General features: G+C 46.5%; 10 protein-coding genes. All 10 read left to right on the plus strand.

What is annotated here, in order from left to right:
- Positions 1-55: 55 nt before the first annotated feature.
- The 10 genes from tsaB (at position 56) to pyrB (ending at position 20,915) form a co-directional block, all read left to right on the plus strand.
- The gene (tsaB, locus tag CGSMWGV1500E_RS04560; RefSeq protein ID WP_004127102.1) at positions 56-883 is read left to right on the plus strand and encodes a tRNA (adenosine(37)-N6)-threonylcarbamoyltransferase complex dimerization subunit type 1 TsaB; all 828 of its coding nucleotides are present in this window, start codon (positions 56-58) and stop codon (positions 881-883) included.
- Positions 884-908: 25 nt separating this feature from the next.
- Positions 909-1,439 carry a ribosomal protein S18-alanine N-acetyltransferase gene (gene rimI / locus CGSMWGV1500E_RS04555; protein WP_004127104.1) on the plus strand — a complete coding sequence of 177 codons (531 nt, stop codon included), beginning with the start codon at positions 909-911 and terminating at the stop codon, positions 1,437-1,439.
- Between the two features lie 12 nt (positions 1,440-1,451).
- Positions 1,452-2,495, plus strand: coding sequence for a tRNA (adenosine(37)-N6)-threonylcarbamoyltransferase complex transferase subunit TsaD (gene tsaD, locus CGSMWGV1500E_RS04550; protein ID WP_004127109.1), 1,044 nt, complete (start codon positions 1,452-1,454; stop codon positions 2,493-2,495).
- Positions 2,496-2,565: 70 nt separating this feature from the next.
- Positions 2,566-3,702, plus strand: a complete 1,137-nt coding sequence (locus tag CGSMWGV1500E_RS04545; RefSeq protein WP_004127111.1) for a tRNA (adenine-N1)-methyltransferase — start codon at positions 2,566-2,568, stop codon at positions 3,700-3,702.
- A gap of 9 nt (positions 3,703-3,711) precedes the next feature.
- Positions 3,712-4,269, plus strand: coding sequence for a SixA phosphatase family protein (locus CGSMWGV1500E_RS04540; RefSeq protein ID WP_004127113.1), 558 nt, complete (start codon positions 3,712-3,714; stop codon positions 4,267-4,269).
- Positions 4,270-4,925: 656 nt separating this feature from the next.
- Positions 4,926-7,292, plus strand: a complete 2,367-nt coding sequence (gene metE / locus CGSMWGV1500E_RS04535; RefSeq protein ID WP_004127114.1) for a 5-methyltetrahydropteroyltriglutamate--homocysteine S-methyltransferase — start codon at positions 4,926-4,928, stop codon at positions 7,290-7,292.
- 3 nt (positions 7,293-7,295) lie between these two features.
- Entirely contained in the window at positions 7,296-8,150 is an 855-nt protein-coding gene (gene metF, locus CGSMWGV1500E_RS04530) for a methylenetetrahydrofolate reductase [NAD(P)H] (protein ID WP_004127116.1), read from the plus strand.
- Positions 8,151-8,969: 819 nt separating this feature from the next.
- Entirely contained in the window at positions 8,970-16,205 is a 7,236-nt protein-coding gene (locus tag CGSMWGV1500E_RS04525; RefSeq protein WP_004127118.1) for an FIVAR domain-containing protein, read from the plus strand.
- Positions 16,206-16,316: 111 nt separating this feature from the next.
- Positions 16,317-19,517, plus strand: a complete 3,201-nt coding sequence (locus tag CGSMWGV1500E_RS04520; protein WP_004127135.1) for a bifunctional [glutamine synthetase] adenylyltransferase/[glutamine synthetase]-adenylyl-L-tyrosine phosphorylase — start codon at positions 16,317-16,319, stop codon at positions 19,515-19,517.
- Positions 19,518-19,646: 129 nt separating this feature from the next.
- Positions 19,647-20,915, plus strand: coding sequence for an aspartate carbamoyltransferase (gene pyrB, locus CGSMWGV1500E_RS04515; protein ID WP_004127138.1), 1,269 nt, complete (start codon positions 19,647-19,649; stop codon positions 20,913-20,915).
- The last annotated feature ends 18 nt before the right edge of the window (positions 20,916-20,933 follow it).

Here is a 20,933-nt window from a genome sequence, read left to right on the forward strand (position 1 = left end):
AGCAAGTTGTGGTAAGCGAGTAAGCTAGTCAGGTACATGACTTCGAGGAATAAACATGAGTAATACGCTGATTATTGACACATCATTTGGTTCTACTGTTGGAATTGTGGGCCATGAGCCAATCGTTGAAACCGACTCTCGCACTCACGTGGAGCGTTTGCAAGTAAATATTGCGAAAGTTGTGGAAAATGCGGGGCTTAAGCCTTCGGATATTAATCGTGTGGTTGTTGGAGTAGGTCCTGCTCCTTTTACTGGTCTTCGCGCGGGATTAGTTGCTGCGAAAGCAATCGCGTTTGCAAATAATGCCCAAATTTTGGGGTGCGATAGTCTTCTTCCTCAAAGTCTTATGATGCGCTCTGGTGCATTTAAAGAAGCTGTAAAAAATGGCAGTATAGAAAAGAATTTGCTGCTAAATCTTCCGGATTCTGCTGATTCTTGCGATTCTAATATTCGTAACTATGTGCTTTCGCTAAACGATGCGCGCCGTCGCCAAGTGTACATGTCTTTGTACGACGATGAAGGAAATACGTTAATCGATATGGATATTGACTATCCGCAGAATGTTGTGTCTCGTGTGAATGAGTATTTAGCTAGCGTAAATGACGAAAATTATTGCGTGGATGTGCTCGGACACGGTGCTAAAAAGTATGCTGAAGATTGGCGAAATATTGCTCGCGTTGGCGTTATTGCCGAAGTTTCTGCACTTGATTTGGGTGTGAAAGGCTTGCAGATTTTCGAACAGTGCTCTTTGGAATGTGCAAATAAAGATGAGCACGTAAAAGCTGTTGAACCGCTGTATTTGCGCCGTCCGGACGTTTCCGTTCCAAATCCGCTTAAGCACGTACTTGGATCTGGCGAAGCAAATAGAGCTAAAGAAAAATAGAAGCGTTGTAACGATTTGAGTAATTATGATTGTTGATATAACGCGTTCTAAATTTCCAGCAGTAGCCGAAGGTTGCAATATAGTGTCGAAATGCGATTTTACTTGCGATGAGTTAGCGCAAAAAATAGCGCCAATTGAAGCCGATTTGTTTGGAAAAGGCTCATGGAATGAGAGCATGATTTCGCAAGAATTGCAAGCTCCTATGCGCGCGTATTATGCTCAAATCGACGAAAATACGCATACGTTATGCGGGTATGCTGGCTACTGGTTTGACGGCGATGACGCACAAATCATGACAATTGGCGTTGCAAAGCAATATCAACGAAAAGGAGTAGCCTCTAAGCTTTTATTAACCATGATTAAAACCGCAAAACAAATTGGCGCTAAACGCATGCTTCTGGAAGTGAGAGTTGACAATGTTCCTGCGCTCGCACTGTATAATCGCTTTGGTTTTGCGAAAATGGGTTTGCGAAAAAGATACTATCAGCCGGAAGGTGTTGATGCGTACACAATGTGCGCTGATCTAACCACAAAAAATAACGGAACTGAGGAATAACGAGGAATAGCAATGAGCGAAGCAATCGTATTAGGAATTGAATCGACTTGCGACGAAACAGCCGCAGCTATTGTGCGCGGACGTACGCTGGTGTCAAATGTGGTGGCATCTTCAATGCAGGAGCACGCGCGTTACGGTGGTGTAATTCCAGAAATTGCTTCCCGCGCTCACGCTGAAGCTTTTGTGCCGGTTGTTTCTAAAGCTTTGGCAGACGCAAACATGGATTTAAGCGATGTTGACGCGATTGCAGTAAGTGCAGGCCCTGGTCTAGCAGGCTGCTTAGCTGTGGGAGTTTCTGGAGCTAAAGCCTTGGCTTGGGCTGCAAATAAGCCAATTTATGGCATTAACCACGTAATCGGGCATATTGCAGTAACGCAATTGCAATTCGGTGACGTGCCGGAAGATGTGTTGGCTTTAATTGTTTCCGGCGGCCACACTTCGCTTCTTCACGTGAATGATATTGCTAGAAGCATTGACGTTGTTGGCACAACTTTGGACGATGCTGCAGGCGAGTGCTTTGACAAGGTTGCGCGACTTCTTGGATTCCCATACCCGGGCGGTCCTCATATTGATAGGCATGGCAGGCTTGGCAATCCGGATACTTTGAAAGTGCCGCAAGGTTTGACGCAAGGTCGTTCCGGCAAGGAGCATCCATACGATTTCAGTTTCTCGGGTGTAAAAACTGCTGTTGCGCGCTGGGTGGAGGCACGTGAGGCTCAGGGTCTTGAAATTCCAGTTGATGACGTGTGTGCTTCTTTGGCTAATTCTGTGGCGGATGTGCTTTCACGCAAAGCTATGATGGGCTGCGAGCAGTACGGTTCTAAAACGCTTATGATTGGCGGTGGATTCTCCGCTAACTCGCAGCTTCGTGAGCATTTGCTGGCTTGCGGCAAGGAGCATGGAATTGAAGTGCGTTTGCCGGAATTGAAGCTTTGTACGGATAACGGTGCGATGGTTGCAATGCTTGGCGTAAATTTGGTGGAAGCAGGGGTTCGCCCTTCAGCGCCTGACTTTGCTATTGATTCTGCTATGCCGCTTACAACGGTGAGTTTATAATAGTAGAAATAATGAAAGTCGCGCTAAAAAGTCGCTCTAAAAAGTCGCTCTAAAATAAGTGAGGTGTTTTGTGCAGTCAGTTAATTCGCGTAGTGGTGTGTTGCGAGTAGGTGAAAAGATTCAGTTCACCGATCGTAAAGGTAAGCGAATTACTGCACAACTTGTTTCAGGCGGGGTTACGCAAACTGAGCATGGTCTTATTTGTCACGATGACGTGATTGGTCAAAGCGAAGGCGTTGTAATTACTACTGTTAGTGCGAAGCGTGAAGCTCAACAAACTATTGCTGATCCTTCTAAATCGTCCAACAAACCTTGGAAAGCAGCGCGCGCTATTGGTGGCTGGGATTACGTAGTCATGCGACCGCGCATGGTTGACTACGTGCTTTCTATGCCTAGAGGCGCGCAAATTATGTATCCTAAAGATATTGCGCAAGTAATCGCTTTAGGAGATATTCGCTCCGGTATGCGCGTTTTGGAGTCGGGCGCTGGATCTGGCGCTATGAGCTTAAGCCTTTTGGACGCAGTTGGGGAGAGTGGAAAGCTGACTACTATTGAGCTTCGACCGGATTTTGCGCGTATTGCCGAGTCCAACGCAACTTTGTACTACGGTAAGCGTCCAGAATGGTGGAATTTACTTACTGGCGATTTTGATTCTGTTGCAAAAACTTTAGACGCTCACAGCGTGGATCGAATTATGCTAGACATGCTTGACCCTTGGAATCGACTTGAACAAGCGCATCGCGTTATTGTGCCTGGTGGCGTGCTTATTGCGTACGTTACGACTACTACGCAAATGTCTCGAATGGCTGAAGCTTTGAGAGAAAGCGGCGTGTGGACTGAGCCGGAGATTCAGGAAACATTGGAGCGCACTTGGAAAGCGCAAGGTTTGGCTGTTAGGCCGGATCACGCGATGATTGGACACACTGGATTTTTGATTGTTTCGCGCGCAATGGCTGAAGGTTTTAGCGCTTTGAAAAAACGTGAGCATGGTACTAAAGATACTGTGAGCGATATTGACGATATGACAGCCGAAGAGCGCGCTGAGCAGTTGGAAGACTTGTCTTTGCGCGATATTTCGGATCGTAAACTTCGTAAAGTATTGCGCGATTTAGACGTGCAGCTTGCGCAATTGCCGCAAGATTTGCAAGCTTTACAATCGCAAGTAACTGTGCAATCGCAAGAAATAGAGCATAGTCAAGCTAAGTAGGAGATCATTATGGCATCACCAATGAAAAAGCTTATGAAGAAAGCACATCATAGTAAGTATGTTTTGTTGCTGATGCGTCACGCTAAAGCTGAGGCGCCTGAAATGGGTGATGACTGGGGTCGTGGCCTTACCGATAAGGGTTTGAAGCAGGCGAAAATTATGGCAAAAGGCTTGGAGTCTTTGAAGCTTGTGCCGGATTATATTGTGTGTTCTAGTGCGAATCGCACTGAGCAAACTTTGAAGCGAATGTTGAAGCGTTTTGGCGATGCGCCTGTGGTTGAGTCGCGCAAAAGTCTTTACGATGGTGGTATGCAGTCGGTTATGGACGAGTTGCAGGCGGTTCGAGGTGATGTTCATACGACGATGATTGTGGGTCATGAGCCGACGATGTCTATGGCTGCGCAGTGGCTTTCTTCGCCTGATTCGGATCCGGATGTGCTTGGGGCGATGCGTTTGGGGCTTGCTAATGCGTCGATTGTGGTGCTTGCTTCCGATCGACCGTTTGCAACTTGCGGCTTGCGAGGCGCCACGGCTCTCGCAATCCTAACCCCCAAATCCTTCGCCTAGCTTTGCAGTATTGCTTTTGTGAACAGTGATTTTGTGGCTTTGCAGTATTGCTCTGCGGACGGTGATTACTTGTTGCTTAGCAAACACTAGCGTCATTGCTGCTGCACACATCGCACCAACCACTCCTACCTACCGCGCACCCACCCATAGCTTAATTTCGTTACTTTAGTGTACGAATACTCGTGTGGTGAGATTTGAGATTTTTCGCACTGAGCGCGGCGAACGTCAGAGCCGTAGGCTGCTGATTCGTCGAGCGAAGAAGAAAAATCGAAAAATCTCTGCGATGTGCATGGTTATTAACGAATTAGCATGCAGAGTTTGGGGGATTTCTTTACGAGCACTAAAAGAGGACTGAGAAGCTACATTCTTTAAGAAAGGCGAACACGCTAAACTCTTTTAACAGCCAGAGCGCCCGAAGGACGGGACGTGCGAGGAAAGAAATCCCCCAAACTCGCACCACATTAAACAAGGTGGCGCGCTAGTAATTCCCATTGCTCACAACTGGTTAGTTCATACGAAATTAAGCATATAAATTAAGCTTATAACGACACCCCAAGTTCTTTAATGACCACAGTCGCGCATTTCTTTGCTAGGCTAAAGCGAGTCGAAAGAAACAAATGTAAATGTGAGTCGAAAAGAAATTTTTTGGAGGATGTATGTCTACGGTTTTAACTTCGGTGTCTGGTTTTCCACGTATTGGTGCTGATCGTGAGTTGAAGAAGATTATTGAATGCTACTGGAAGCAGGATGCTTCTTTGGATGATGTGCGTGATGTTGCTCAGTCTTTGCGTGCTAAGCATTGGCGTTTGCAGGCGGAAGCTGGAATTGATTTAATTCCAAGTAATGATTTTAGCTACTATGATCAAATGCTCGATACTGCTATTTTGCTGGGTGCTGTGCCGGAGCGTTATCGTAAATTGAATTTTGAGCATGCTGAGGATACGCTTTTTGCTATTGCGCGTGGATACCAGGGTGAGCGCGGCGATGTGACGGCGTTGCCGATGAAGAAGTGGTTTACTACTAACTACCATTATATTGTGCCGGAAGTTGAGAATCCGCAAGACTTGCGTTTGGCTGGAACTAAGCCTTTTGACGAGTTTTTGGAGGCTCGCGCGCAGGGCTTGGAAACGAAGCCTGTGTTGATTGGTCCTTATACTTTTTTGAAGTTGGCTCGTACTCCTGAGGCTCAGGAGTTGGAAGTAACTGAGTCTGTGATTTCGGCTCTGGCTAACGCTTATGCGAGTATTGTTAAGCGTTTTGGCGAGCTTCGCGCAACTTGGCTGCAGTTTGATGAGCCTTATTTGGCGCTTGATAAAGAAGATGGCGATTTGGAGCTTTTTGAAGCTTTGTATAAGCCTTTGCTTGATGCTAGAAGTGGGGAAGTTAAGATTCTTCTTAACACTTATTTTGGAAATATTGCTGACGCTTACGAAACTGTGAATAATCTTGGTTTTGACGGCGTTGGTGTTGATTTGGTGGAAGGCAAGGATGAAAATCTTGCTGCCATTGAGCGTTATGGTGTGAACAATAATACTACGCTTTTTGCAGGCGTTGTGAACGGCCGTAATATTTGGCGTAACGATTATGCTGTGAGCCTTGGGCTTATTGACGCTTTGCGTGAGAATGTTACGGATCGCGTGGCTGTTTCTTCTGCTTGCTCGCTTCTTCACGTGCCTTTTAGCACTGTTGGTGAGGATGCTTTGGGCGCGGATGTTTTGCGGCATTTTGCTTTTGCTGTTGAAAAGTTGAAGGAGATTCGCGATATTGCAAATCTTGCTGCAGAAAGTGACGAAAGCCGCAAATCAAGTAACGTTTTGGCTAAAAATCAGGCTTTGTTCGACGGTTCGCGCGTGAAGGCGGATGCTGCTGTTGCTAATCGTCTTTCGAATCTTAAAGATTCTGATTTTGTGCGACTGCCGGAAAGGGCTGAGCGCCAGCGTTTGCAAAAGGAAGCTCTTGGCTTGCCGGATTTGCCAACTACTACTATTGGATCCTTCCCGCAAACTAAAGATATTCGTAACGCTCGTGCCGCTCTTCGTAAGGGTGAGATTTCGCGCGAAGCTTACGACGAGTTTATGCGCGATCGCATTGCCAAGTGCATTGAGCATCAGGAGCAGATTGGCTTGGATGTGCTTGTTCACGGCGAGTTTGAGCGCAACGACATGGTTGAATATTTCGGCCAGCATTTGCGCGGCTTTAAGTTTACGAAGAACGCTTGGGTGCAGTCTTATGGTACGCGCTGCGTGAAGCCTCCAATCGTTTGGTCGGATGTTTCTCGCGAGTCTGCGATTACTGTGGCTTGGAGCGCTTACGCTCAAAGCTGCACTAAGCATATTGTTAAGGGCATGCTTACTGGCCCTGTGACGATTCTTAACTGGTCTTGGCCTCGCGAGGATATTACTCACGAGCAGCAGACTCAGCAGTTGGCTCTTGCTATTCGCGATGAAGTGTTGGATTTGGAGCGCGCTGGTATTCGCGTGATTCAGATTGATGAGGCTGCTTTGCGCGAAAAGTTGCCGCTTCGCCGCTCTGATTGGCATAAGAAGTATTTGGATTGGGCGATTGCTGCTTTCCGCTTGGTTCATTCTGCAGTTACTGCGACTACGCAAATTCACACGCATATGTGCTATTCGGAGTTTAATGACATTATTCGCGACATTGATGCTATGGATGCGGATGTGATTTCTTTCGAGGCTTCTCGCGGCGACTTGGTTGTGCTTGACGCTATTCATGACGCGCATTTTGAAACTGAGGCTGGCCCTGGCGTTTACGACATTCATTCTCCGCGCGTTCCTGGTAAGGCTGAGCTTGTGGAGCGTATTCACGAGATTTTGCGCAAGATGCCTGCTGAGAAGCTTTGGATTAACCCGGATTGCGGTCTTAAAACGCGTGGCGACGCTGAAACTTGGCCAAGCTTGGAGAATCTTGTTGCTGCAGCTAAAGAAGTGCGCGCAGAGCTTTCTAATGCTCAATCGAGCAATCAACTGAGCAGTCAGCAGTGCAACAATCTAAATAGGGGGTGAGTTGTGACTTATAAACCAAAGTTTTCGCTGGAAGTTTTTCCTCCTAAGCGCACATCTCCTATTGGTACGATTTACGATACTTTGGATGGTTTGAAGGGTCTTGATCCGGATTTTATTTCGGTTACTTACGGCACTGGAAAGCTGCAGGATCGTACTGCTACTGCGCGTATTGCTCATACGATCCGTTCCGAATATGGCATTGATGCTGTTGCTCATTTAACAGCTCGCTACCTTAATTATGATGCTGTTGATGAAGCTTTGGAAATGTTTAGCAATGCTGGCGTTTCCGGCGTTTTGGCTTTGCGTGGCGACGTGATTGCAGGCCAGGAAGCGGCCGGCGTTTTTGAGCACGCTAGTGACTTGGTTTCCTACATTCGTTCAAAGCACCCGGATTTGCCTATTCTTGGCGCTTGCTACCCGGAGAAGCATCCGGAAGCGGAAAGTTTGCAGGCGGATATTGAGAATCTTAAGCGCAAAGTTGATGCGGGTGTAACTCACTTAATTTCGCAACTTTTTTACGATAACGAGGATTTTTTGCGCTTCCGTGATTTAGCTCGTGCGGCTGGCATTAACGTGCCGATTGAGGCTGGCGTGATGCCTGTGGCGAATGCTTCGCAAGTGCAGCGCATGACGAGCTTGTGTGCGTCTCGTATTACTTCACAAGTTTCCGCAATGATGGATCGTTGGGGGAGTAACGCTGAGTGCTTGCGCGATGCCGGCAGTATTTTTGCTTCTCAGCAGATTAACGATTTAATTGCTGAAGGCGTGGATGGCATTCACTTGTATACCATGAATCATCCGGGTATTGCGCGAAGGATTTGGTCGAATGTGAAGCCGCTGTTTACGAAAATTGGGTAGGAGCGCGACTTTTTGCGAGTTTCGTAGGTTCTTTAGTATCGTCTATGAGTTTTGTAACTGATTTAGTTTTTTGGTTTTGACGAGGCTAGAAAATTTGTGTTTGCGTGCGTCCCGTCCTTCGGGCGCCCTGGCTGATAAAAGAGTTTAGCGTGTTCGCCTATCTTTAAAGAATGTAGCTTCTCAGTCCTCTTTTAGCACTGAACACAATTTTTCCAGCCTCTCAACACATTAAACGACAACACAAAACTCATAGACTCGTGCAGAAAGTTACGTAAAGTGCGTGGTTTACTAAGTGCAACTAAAGTCGAAAAATTAAGCTGCGGTGTGGTGCGTGGTTTGCGTGCCTGGTATAGTGTGTGCAGCAGCAATGATGTTAGTGTTCTTTGAACAACAGGCAGTGAGTATTGAAATTTAACATAGAGTGTGTAATGTATATAAATGCGCAAAAATGTATAAATGCATAAAATAATCGCGTTCTATATTAAACATGTGTTTAGAATCGCCATTAAAACTGTAATCTAGCTTACACTTATTATATTAATTTTGATCACAAAAACCTGACGAAAACGTTGGAATAAAGCCCCGCGGGGGGGGGGTCTAGTAGGCTATACATCATAACAAATATGTTGCAAAAGCCTTGTATATTCAGTATTATTGAATATAAATATCAATAAAAGAGATAGCGATTCAGAGAGCTGTGCAGAAGTTTCATATGTGTTTGACCGTAGTTCAATCAGCGTTTGATTGCTGCAGCAAGCTCTTCACTAATAAATTCATAAAGACTTGTTAAGAGAGAATCTGGTATTAAGGAGATAGATCATGGCCAGCTCAAATTCTAGGAAACACGCACGCAAGGTTACATTGGATGCTGCAGTAAGTAGCGCAATTGAAAAGGCTGTTGACGCTCGCAAGATGGCTGCGTTTACAGTTGGTGCAGCAGGCGTGATTGCTGGTGCAGCGTTTGCTTTTGGTGCAACTCCTGCAATGGCGGCGGAGACTGGTGCTGCTACTACTTCTACTGATGCAGCCCAGACTCCTGTGACTGCTGGTGAGAAGGCTGGGGCTGCTGCTGAGAATGCTGGTGAGAAGGCTGATGCTGACAAGAAGAATGAAGCTGATAAGGCTGATAAGAAGAATCAGACTGACGTTAATAAAGAGGATGGGGAGCAGTCTGACAATAAGGAAGATAATAAGTCTGAGAATACTGAAAATACTGACGATACTAAAGATAAACCGACTGCTACAAAGAAGCGTGTAAGGCGTGCGGCGGTTGATGAAAATAAGCAAACTGAGACTACTGGATCTGAAACTCATGATCGCGCTGCTAATGGTGCAGAAAATCAAGATCCTAATAAAATTAAGCCAGCGGCTCAAGATGATGGCAGCACCAAGATTGATATTAACGAGAATAACGCTGACACTGTACCAAATGCGTATGCTTGGGGAAGCTCAGATAACACGTATAGCGTAGATGGCGAAAAGCATACTGTTACTTTCCACTTTGCAGCACCAAAAGATGGTAGCAAGATTACCAATATTGCTATTTTCCCTTCTAAGACAAATGGTTTCAATAATGAAAAAAGTGAGAGAGGTATTGATTTTTACTCGAAAGATAAAAACAAACACCAAGCTTATTCTGGCGAATATGAGTTTAATGCGAATGGCGACGGCTCTGCTGATCTTAAGATGACGACTCTTTTTAGAAATGGAAATATCGGCGGCGCTGAGAAGTATACAGCCAGTCGCTCTATTTTCGTGTACGTAACTAAAGATGGCAAAGAAACGATTGCGTATAAAACAAACGTATTCCGCGCTGTAACGCTTGTTCCGCCAAAAACTTCTGGCTCTGTGGTGCTTAAGTATAACCAAGAGCTTACTCCTGAAAAGGTTCAAGCAGCAATCACTGAAGCTGGCAATATTAATACTGAGCGTAGCGATAAAAAGTCGGTAAATGATCAGCTTTCTGGTAAATTTACAGAAAATATTAAAGTAAAAGCTGATGGTGCTTACGACAAGACTACGTTTGATGCTATTAATGCTAAAAAAGCTGGCGATACAAACTCTTATGTAGCTGGCGCGAAGACTCTTAACACCTATATGGTTACGGATTTGGGCTTTAAGTCGCAAGCTATTCCGCTTACAGTTGCGCGCTACGATACGCGCATTGATAAGCCGATTGTTGAGGACACTGACCCGTCCAAGGTGTCCGACGAGGTAAAAGCCGATATTAAACGCAAGCTTGCGCGCCTTAATAACGTAAGCCTAGATCAGGTGACTATTAACGACCAGGGTGAATTCACTATCAACTTTGCTGGCGTGGATCCAAACGACGCGCCAAAGATTGCTTTGCGAGACCTCGTTTTGAAAAAGCTTGAAGAAAAGGATATTTCTGTTCCTACAGACGACAAATCAGTCATTGTCGCTAATCCTCTTGGATATTCAAGCGCCGAACTTGACCGAATTAAAACAGCTATTTTTGACGCTAACAAAGACAACAAAGAGCTTGGCCTTACCAGCAAAGATCAAATTACACTTTCCTACATTACGGGTGACCTTACTGGCGCAGGCGATGCTAATAAAGGCCGTTCAAACGGCTTACAAGAAAATAATATTAATGTAACCATTAAGACTGATAAAGCACTTGCGAAGTTTACATCAGACATAACCAAAGATAAACTCACGCGTCTCCCAGATATTCGTACTGATTATAACGTTGAGCTGGTAAAGAAAAAGCTCGATGGTCGCGATAGCGATGAGGGTTTCTCGTGGAGTGACGATAAACACACTACACTCATCTATCGTTATGACCCAACCAAAGCTCAAAAGTTCACCGCTCCTGAGATTGTGAAACTTATCAAAGCCACACCTAAGGATCAGAAAACAGGTTTGCGTCCGCTTACGGGTGGTGAAGAGCTCGATCACGAAGGTTCGCACGGCAAGCCGACCAAATCTCATATGCATTATTCAATTGATAAAAATGGTGAACCTACTACCGAGCTGACCCTTGGTATGATGAATGGCGCATATTGGATAGGCGATCCACAAGTTGCTAACTCAGATGCGAATATGGGTGATGAAGAGTCGCAGGTGGGTAAGTATACATGGGACGACGAGGCTGGTTCTGTAACTGTTGCTGCTAAGCAGAACAAAGTTTTTAAGACACGTCTTTTTGTTGCACCATATGCTTTGACATATTATCGCGGTGTATACACAGATCCGTATAAAAAGAATCCAAACAACACGCCTAAGGCAATTAACGTTATCTTTGTGCCGCAGACGAATCATAAGACAAAGGATCTTTCTAAGTCGATTGGCGAGCACAAGACTATTAAGGTTGATAATACTGATGTTCCAACCGAGTCTACGTACTACAACGCATCTGATGCTAAGAAGAATGCGTATGATAAGGCGCTTGATGCTGCCACTAAGCTGTATGCACAAGTAAAGGATACGGACGAGTCGAAGCTTACCGAAGAGCAAAAGGCGCAAATCGATAACGCGACGATTAACCTTAATAAGGCACGCGCCGAGCTTGATGGTGATGCTACCAAGAAAGAAGAGCTTAAGAAGTCCATCGACGAGAACGGCACAGCTGCTCAAGGCTCTAGCGCTGCAACTGGTACGCAAGCAACGAACCAGTTCAAGAACGTAAGCGATCCCGACTTCAAAGATGCTGATGGCAAGCCTGATACCAAGAAGAATGAGGATGCTAAGAAAGCTAAAGAAGCCTACGACAAGGCTCTCGAAGACGCTAAGACGTTAAATGACGACGAAAACGCCACGCAAAAGGCTGTTGACGACGCCAAGGCGAAACTCGACGCTGCACGCGCAAAGCTTAACGACTTCACCACCAACAAGGATGAGTTGAATAATGCCATCGCTCAGCATGGTCATGTGAACACGGGTGATGCTACGCAAGCTGATCCTAACGAAAAGCTCAAGACTGCCGACCCAACCTACCAGAACTCGAGCGAGACAGAACGTACAGCTTACGATAACGCTGTGACTGAAGCAAATAGGGTTGCGGCCGATCCAAAAGCTTCGCAGAAGGAAGTAAACAAGGCTATTGAGGATCTTAAAAAGGCTAAAGCGGATCTCGACAAGAACGCAACCGACAAGTCTCCTCTTGACGCTGCCGTGCAGAAGAGCTTCGATAATCCTGATCCAACCAAACCTGACAAGCAAAGCGTGTTCTACAAGAATGCAAAGGCGAAGACTAACGATCCTGATGCCCAGCAAGTCGTTAAGAATTACGACGACGCGCTAAAGAAAGCTAAAGAAGTTCTCGCCAATGACAAAGCTACAAAGGCAGATGTAGAAAAGGCCAAAAAAGATCTTGAAGACGCTGAAGCAGCACTTCATGCTGATAAGTACTCTACGGATAAAACCGATCTTGGTAAAGCGCTTGCTGACAACTTCAGTGGTTATTTGATGCCAGCGTACTTCAATGCCTTTGATAAAGCGCAAGCTGAGGGCAAAGATTCTCAAGCTGCAAAGGACTTCAAAGCCTATAACGACGCTTATCACGCTGCCAAAGACTTGATGGATGAATTAAATAAGCCGGGGAGCACCGTAGATCAGAACAAGGTTGATGCAGTTAAGAAACAACTTCTTGACGCCCGTAAGGCAATCGATAAGTACGCCACCGACACCAGCAAGATTTCGGCGGCGTTGCTTCAGAGTTTGGCTATTCATAATAGCCCAGCGTATAAAAACGCGTCCGCTGGTGCTGAAGGATCGGATGCTAAGAAGGCTAAAGACGCATATGACAAGGCACTTGAACAGCTGCAAAAAGCCTTCAATGATGAAATGCCCCAAGATACGGTCGATGGTAAGCCTGATAGTGATCCAATCTCAACAAATAATATTCCTGCAAAGGATGGAGATACTAGTAGCCCTGACTATCTTAAGAGCATCCAGTCCCACGCTAAGGGTCAGCCTTTGAATAGGGATGTTACAAAGCTCCTTGAAAAGCTTAACAAAGCTGTTGAAGGTCTGGATAAGTTTAAGACTAAGACCGATGAGCTGATTAAGTCGATTAACAAGGATTCGGATACGCATCCAAGCCCTGCGTTTAAGAATGCTTCGCGGCCCGTGTTCCAAAAAGCCGATAGCTCGGGAGCAGATGACGAGAAAAATGGGCAAGCAAAGCAAGCATATGACAAATATGCCGAAGCACTTAACATAGCAAAAAAGATACTTGCAAAAGTTGGTGTAACGCAAGAAGAGGTAAACAAAGCTAAAAAAGACCTTGATGACGCGCGTAAAGAGCTTGACAAGTACAATACTGATACCACCAAGCTCACAGCAAGTGTTGGCGAGCACGGTAAAGAGAAGCAAGGCAATGTGCCTGCTACCGAAGGTACGGTTACATCTGATGCTTATCGCAATGCGTCTGATCCTCACTTCCTAACTGCTGATGGCAAGCCTGATGATAATAAGAACAAGCAGGCGGCAGAAGCTAAGAAGGCATACGACAAGGCATTGGCCGAAGCTCAAGAGCTTTTGAAGAAGCATGACGATAAAGATACGCCACAAGACGCAAAGCCAACGCAAGCAGAAATCAACGCTGCACTTAAGACTCTCGATGAAGCACGTACCAAGCTGGACACGTACAAGACTGATACAACTGCTCTGAGTACAGAAGCAGCGAAGTCTACTGCTGACGGTTCAACCGCAGCTGGTACTGACTTCGAGAATACGCCGGAGTTCAAGAACGCCGACGCAGATACGAGCGAAGACGCCAAGGGGGATGTTAAAGCCTACAAGGATGCTCTCAAGACTGCGCGCGATCTTGTAAAGGCTGCTACGGAGGCAGGCAAGAAGAACAGCGAGCGTCCAACGCAGCAGCAGATTAACGATGCGCTTGAGGCTTTGAAGAACGCCAAGAAGCAAATCACCGACAACTACAAGACCGATGCAGCTGCGCTTAAGGATGCTAAAGACTTTGCAAATGGCGCCTTTAAGAAGACGCCTGAGTATAAGAATGCTGTGGCTCTTAAAGATGATGATAATGCAAAACAAGACGATAAGGATAAAGCTAAAACTGCCGTTGAAGCTTTGGATGAGAGCACTAACGACAGCGCATTGAAGAAGGCCATCGAGATTCTTCAGGCATTCGACGATAACGGCAAGCCAAATCAGGAGGGACCAACGGGAGGCAGAATCCCAACTCAGGCGGAGGTCGATGCAGCGCTTAAGACTTTGCAAGAAGCCATGAAGACTGTTACCGATGGCTACAAGACTAATGCCGACAAGCTTAAGAACGAGGTAGGCGATAAGGATCAAGACGGCAAGCCGGTTGTTCCTCCGTTTGAAGCGTCTGTGCCATACAAGAATGCGCTTGAAAAGGCAAAGACGGAAACCGGCGATGCTGCAACTGCCGCTGACTCTGCAACTAAGAAGCTAGAAGCCTACAACAAGAAGCTCAAGGATGCTCAAGACTTGATTGCTCAGGTAAATAGCACCGACCCTAACGCCGATCCAGATAAAAAGCCAACGCAAAAGCAGGTAGACGATGCTCTTGAAGCTTTGAAGAAAGCTAAGAAAGACATTGATGATGCCTTTGCGACTAATGCTAGCGATTTGAAGGATGAGGCTGCGAAGTCTACTGCTTACGGTGCAACTTCCGTTGGTGACAATGACTTTGAAAATACAACCGAGTTCAAAAATGCGGATGCTAAGAAGACTGATGATGGCAAGGATAATGCTGATGTCGATGCTTATAAGAAAGCGTTGAAGAAAGCTAGGACTTTGCTTAACAAGTTCGATGAGAACGGTAAACCGAAGTCTGGTGAAAAGGATATCCCATCCCAGCAAGAAGTTGACGAGGCTCTTAATAATCTGAAGGAAATCAAGAAGAAGATTCTTGCCAACTACGTCACCAGCCCGAAGGATCTGTATGACGAAGTTGATAAGTCTAAGGACGGCGATACTGACACCAACACAGACGTATTCGAGAACACTCCTGCGTTCAAGAACGCGACTGCTAAGGGTGATGATGCATCTAAGCAAGCTCTCGACGACTATAACAAGAAGCTCAAGGCTGCTAAGGAGATGCTTGAGAAGTTCGATCGAACTACTGGCAAGCCAAAGGCTGGTGCAACTGGCGTACCAACCCAAAAAGAGCTCGACGATGCTCTAAAGGCCTTGCAAGAAGCCAAGAAGAAGATCGAAGATAACTACAGCACAAGCAAGTATGATTTGCGCCAAGAAGCTGGTAAGGATTCTGACTTCACTAAGTCTCCTGAGTATCTAAATGCTCAAGCTAAGGGTGATGATGCGTCTAAGCAGGCTCTTGACGAGTACAAGAACGCGCTTGACGAAGCTAATTCTGTGCTTGCAGATCCTAACGCAACTCAGGCTGAGGTTGATGCGGCTTTGAAGCGTCTTCAGGATGCTAAGGCTAAGCTTAAGGCTGGAAATAGCACGGATAAGTCTAAGCTTCAGTCCGAGGCTGACGGCGATGCTGACTTCCGTAAGTCGCCGTACTTCATTATTGGCAATAAGGCTGATATTGAAGCGTATGAGAATGCTTTGGCTGAGGCTCGTCGCGTGCTTGCAGATCCTAATGCTACGCAGGCCGAGGTTGATGCGGCTTTGAAGAAGCTTAAAGATGCTAAGAAGCGTATTCTTGACTTCTTGAGTCACTTCGGCGGCTCTGGCAATGGTACTGGAGATTGGAATGGCTACGGTTTTGTAAACGGCCATGAGTCTTATGGTGCTTTGGTAGATAAGACTGCTTTGCAAATCGAAGTTAACAATGCTGTGGAAACTAATGCTAATACTGCTCAGGCTGTGGCTTACAGGCAGGCTTTGGCTGAGGCTAAGAGCGTGCTTAACGATCCTAATGCTACCCAGGCTCAGGTTGATGCGGCTTTGAGGAAGCTTCAGGCGGCTAAGGCTGCGTTGCTTAATAGTTTGAGTGGCGCATCTGGCCATAAGATTGCTAAGACTGGTGCTGCAACTGGCTTGTTTGCAGGATTTGCTGCAATCTTCGCAGGTCTTGGTGCTGCAGGCGTGGCTTCTCGCCGTCGCAAGCATTCTAACGAGTAAGCTCTAGCGTAACTAGCGTAACTAGCTAGCGTAACTAACTAATCCCTCGCGATTTATCTTTCGATAATCCGCGAGGGATTTTTGTACGCCACCACAGTGTAAAGTTGCGGTATGGAAAGTGCGAATAGAACAGATAGTGCAACTGCTGAAACCAACTTAAACGAAAGCAGCGCAAACTCTTCCGCACTCACTTCCAGAAGTCTTATTAGAGCCGGCTTTGCTCGTCCGGATTTTGCGCGCGAAACTATCGTAAATATTTGCGAAAATTGCATGAATCATGCTGTTAGTCTGCAGCAATTTCTTGAATGCGTAAGTCGCTGCGCAGATCCGGATGCTTCTTTAGTTGCGCTTCAAAATATTATGCAGGCGCAGCCGCAAACTATTGCTGATATTGCTTCAATGTCTACAATATCGTCTATGAATTGTCCGCTTGCTTCGCTTATGCAGGTGCTTGGTGCTTCTAGCGCTATGGGAATGTTTATGCGCACGCATCCGGATCTTATTAAAGCGGCTTCATATGATCCTAATCATCTGTTTTCAATGACTTTAGATGAGCGTTGCGCTGATCTGCTTTGCGCAATTCAGGCTTACAAGGCTACTGTGGTTTCTTCGGCAAATGATGCTTCTAACACAATTTACTTGACTTCTCTTGGCTTTGCTCAAGCTGTTTCTGCTCTTCGTGCGCGCTATCGTGAGCATGTTGCTGCAATTATGGCGGCTGATTTAGCGAGCGCTGACCCTGTTGAAGTGCAGCCGGATATTAGCCGTAAGCTTTCCGACTCGGCGGATGCTGTTTTGGAGGCTGCTTTAGCGATTGCTCGCGGACAGGTTACTGGTTCCTCCGCGTGTAGGTTTGCGATTATTGCTATGGGTAAGCTTGGTGCGCAAGAAATTAATTACGTTTCCGATATTGATTTGATTTATGTTGTTGAGCCTGCAGATTCCGGAAACAAGCAGAATCAGGATGCTGCTTTGCGCGTTGGCGCGTCTATTGCGATGGTTTTACAAAAAGTGTGTCAGTCAACAGTTGTTGGCTCTTTGGAGCCGCCTCTTTGGCAGATTGATACTGCGCTTCGACCGGAAGGTAAGGATGGTCCTCTTGTTCGAAGTCTTGAATCTCACCGTGAATATTACGAAAAGTGGGCGAGTAGCTGGGAGTTTCAAGCGCTTTTGAAGTCGCGTCCTGCTGCGGGTGATGCGGATCTTGGAAAAGCTTACCGTGCTATGGTTGAGCCTCTTATTTGGAAGGCTTCTCACCGCGAGCATTTTGTGGCAGACTGTCAGCATATGCGTCAGCGTGTGGAGTCGCTTATTCCATCTTCGCAGCGCGATTTAGACATGAAGCTTGGACGCGGTGGTTTGCGAGACGTTGAGTTTACTGTGCAAATGCTGCAACTTGTGCACGGAAGTGAGGATGAGTCGCTTCGAGTAAGGGATACTATTTCTGCTTTGCAGGCGTTGGCTCAAGGCGGATACGTTTCTAGGTCTCAGGCAGCGCTTTTGGCGGAACACTACCGTTTTGAGCGTGTTCTTGAGCATCGTCAACAAATGTGGAACATGCATCGCACGCATTTATTCCCTGATTTGGGTGCGCAAGGAAACGGCGGTTTGGATCGTGCGCGCACAATTTCTACCGAGCAGCTTAATAATAATGATCAGATTCGTCGTCTTGCGCGTGCTGTGCGGCTGCGGCCGGAAGAGTTGGTTGAGCGTTTTGATAAAGCTCGCCGCGAAATCCGCAATTTGCATAAGGATATTTACTATCGTCCTATGCTTCCGATTAATGCTCAAACGGATGCAGATCCTATTGTGCTTTCGCCGGAAGCTGCTCGTGCGCGCTTTGCTTCTATTGGTTTTGCGGATGCTGCAGCTGCACAATTGCATGTTGAAGCGCTTACAGAAGGGCTTTCTAGGGCTGCTAAAATTCATAGAATTCTTCTTCCAGCGGTGTTGAAGTGGCTTGGTGACGGCCAGAATCCGGATATGGGTTTGCTTGCGTGGCGGCGTCTTGCGGAGCGTTTTGGCGGTAAGAATACGTATCTTGGTTTTTTGCGTGATTCTCCTTCCGCGGCTCAGCGTCTTTGCCACGTTTTGGCAGATTCGCGCTATCTTGGTGACGCCATGATGCAGTCTATGCAGTCTATTACTTGGCTTGGCGACGATGAGGTGCTATCTGCGCGAGATAGAGCAAGTCTCGACATGCAAACTAGCGCAATGGTTGCTCGTTATGCTAGTAATATTGCGGATTTTGCGCAGTCTTTGCGCGCTCTTCGCCGTCAGGAAATTGAGCGCGTTGCTTTAGCTTGGATGTGTGGTCTTATTGATGACGATACTTCTATGCGCGCTATGAGCGATGTTTTTGACGCTGTTTTAGACGCGGCTTTGTGCTGGTCTATGCGCGAGGCTGCTTTGCGCATGAATTTTACCGCTCCTCAAGCAGAAATTGCGATTATTGCTCTTGGCCGCTACGGCGGTAGGGAAGTAAACTTCTGTTCGGATGCAGACATAATGGTAGTTTACAAGCCGGTTGGTGAAGATTGCGATTTAGAAGCAGCTCACCGTTTTGCGCAAACAACTGTAGATATTTTGCGAAATATTTTGCAAGGTTCTCTTACTCTTGAGCCGAAAATCATGGTTGATTTGGATTTGCGTCCGGAAGGAAAAGACGGTCCGCTTGTTCGTTCGCTGGAGTCTTGTGAAAAGTATTATCGTCAATGGGCTAGTACTTGGGAGCATCAAGCTTTGCTTCGAGCACGTTTTGCTGCAGGTTCAAAAGAGTTGGCTGATGCGCTACTTGATGGCGTTGTGAACGATTTGCGTTACGCCAAAAATCCTCTTAGTGAATCTCAGCTTGCTGAAATTCGTAAGCTTAAAGCGCGTATGGAAGCTGAGCGTTTGCCTAGGGGAGTTAGTAGGGACAGGCATTTGAAGCTTGGCCGCGGCGGTTTAAGCGACGTTGAGTGGACTGTTCAGCTTTTGCAATTGCAATACGCTGGCACTTACGAGTCTTTGCGCGTGGTCGGCACAATGCAAGCTTTGAAAGCTTTACAATCTGAGCATTTGATTGAGAATGAGGATGCTCAAATTTTGGAGCGCTGCTGGCATATGTGTTCTGCAGTGCGCAACGCGAACTTCCTGTGGTCTGGGTCAATGTCTCGCGCGGATGTGATTCCAACAGACTCGTATTCTTTGGGCGGAATCGCCACTTACCTTGGCTACGAGCCGAATCAGGGCCGCGTTTTTGAAAACGATCTTTTAGCAACCATGCGTCAGTGCCGAGAAATCATGTCTCGTCTTTTCTACGCTCGCTAATTTTTGCTGTAGTTAATGCTAGTATGTCGCCACTCCGGATGTGGGATTCGTCAACGCTAATCAGTAAAATTGTGTAGGTCGCGTGTGATTGCGGCCGTCTTGCCAACTGACGAAAGGTAAGCGATATTTATGACGAACGCAATGAACGCCTCTAGTTCTTCTAATTCATCTAGTTCTTCTAATTCTTTGCATCAGACTTTTTCTTGCAGCACGATTGCAAATTCTCTTGCCGGTAAAAGTGTTGTTACATTAGATGATATTTCAACTGCGCAAATACGAATGCTTTTAGACAAAGCGCGATACATTGATTCGCACCGTAAAGAAGTGGCTCACACTTGCGATGGCAGAGTGTTGGCCACTCTTTTTTATGAGCCGAGCACGCGCACTCGTTTAAGCTTCGAAACCGCAATGCTGCGTTTAGGCGGAAAAGTAATCGGTTTTGCAGGCGCGCAACTTTCCAGCGCAAGTAAAGGTGAAACTGTAAACGATACTTTGAAAGTCGTTTCTAACTACGTTGACGTAGTCGCTATGCGTCACCCAAAGGAGGGTGCTGCTTTTGTTGCAACGCAAGCTGTGAGCACGCCTATTATTAACGCGGGCGACGGCGGACACATGCATCCTACGCAAACTCTTGCAGACTTGGCAACTATTCTTGCTCGTTTTGGTCGACTCAATAATCTCACTGTCGGCTTGTGCGGCGACTTAACATATGGTCGTACAGTTCACTCGCTTATTGAAACTTTATGCCGCTTTGGAAACGTTCATTTTGTGCTAATTAGTCCTGATGAGCTTAAAACTCCGCAATATGTTATTGATCGCATAAACGCAACCGAATCGTGCTCTTACGAAGAAACTCGCGACTTGATGGAAGTAATTGGCAACTTGGACGTGCTTTACATGACTCGCGTGCAAGAAGAGCGTTTTACGGATCGCGAGCAATACTTGCGACTTCGCGACACGTATATTTTGACGGAAGAAAAATTGCAGAAAGCTAAGTCGCATATGCCTGTGCTGCATCCGCTTCCTCGAATTAACGAGATTGCTGTTGATGTTGATAACGACCCGCGCGCAGCATACTTTGAGCAGGTTAAAAACGGTATGCTTATGCGCATGGCTTTGGAAAGTTCCGTTCTTGGCGACGAGCTTTGCGGCTACGAGCCAACCGATTTTGTGAACGTTACAGAAGACGAGCTGCAATCGGTTGACGCGCACGGAATTTCCTTGGCAGATCCTCGCGTGCACACAACCGACGAGAATGCGCCTGAAACTCTTACTTGCCCGAATCCTCGCTGCATAACAAACAGTGAGCTAACTCTTAAACGCAAGTTCTACAAGGCTGATTCCGTAAGGCATGAGTATCGCTGCATGTATTGTGACGAAGAAGCAGAAAATAAGTAAAATTTACGAAAACTTACG

It is taken from the genome of Gardnerella vaginalis 1500E (genome assembly GCF_000263595.1).
Classification (GTDB): domain Bacteria; phylum Actinomycetota; class Actinomycetes; order Actinomycetales; family Bifidobacteriaceae; genus Bifidobacterium; species Bifidobacterium vaginale_E.

Coding starts and splice junctions, on each gene's coding strand:
- rimI (WP_004127104.1), top strand. CDS start 909: ATGATTGTTGATATAACGCGTTCTAAATTTCCAGCAGTAGCCGAAGGT.
- pyrB (WP_004127138.1), top strand. CDS start 19,647: ATGACGAACGCAATGAACGCCTCTAGTTCTTCTAATTCATCTAGTTCT.
- CGSMWGV1500E_RS04540 (WP_004127113.1), top strand. CDS start 3,712: ATGGCATCACCAATGAAAAAGCTTATGAAGAAAGCACATCATAGTAAG.
- metE (WP_004127114.1), top strand. CDS start 4,926: ATGTCTACGGTTTTAACTTCGGTGTCTGGTTTTCCACGTATTGGTGCT.
- CGSMWGV1500E_RS04525 (WP_004127118.1), top strand. CDS start 8,970: ATGGCCAGCTCAAATTCTAGGAAACACGCACGCAAGGTTACATTGGAT.
- tsaD (WP_004127109.1), top strand. CDS start 1,452: ATGAGCGAAGCAATCGTATTAGGAATTGAATCGACTTGCGACGAAACA.
- CGSMWGV1500E_RS04520 (WP_004127135.1), top strand. CDS start 16,317: ATGGAAAGTGCGAATAGAACAGATAGTGCAACTGCTGAAACCAACTTA.
- tsaB (WP_004127102.1), top strand. CDS start 56: ATGAGTAATACGCTGATTATTGACACATCATTTGGTTCTACTGTTGGA.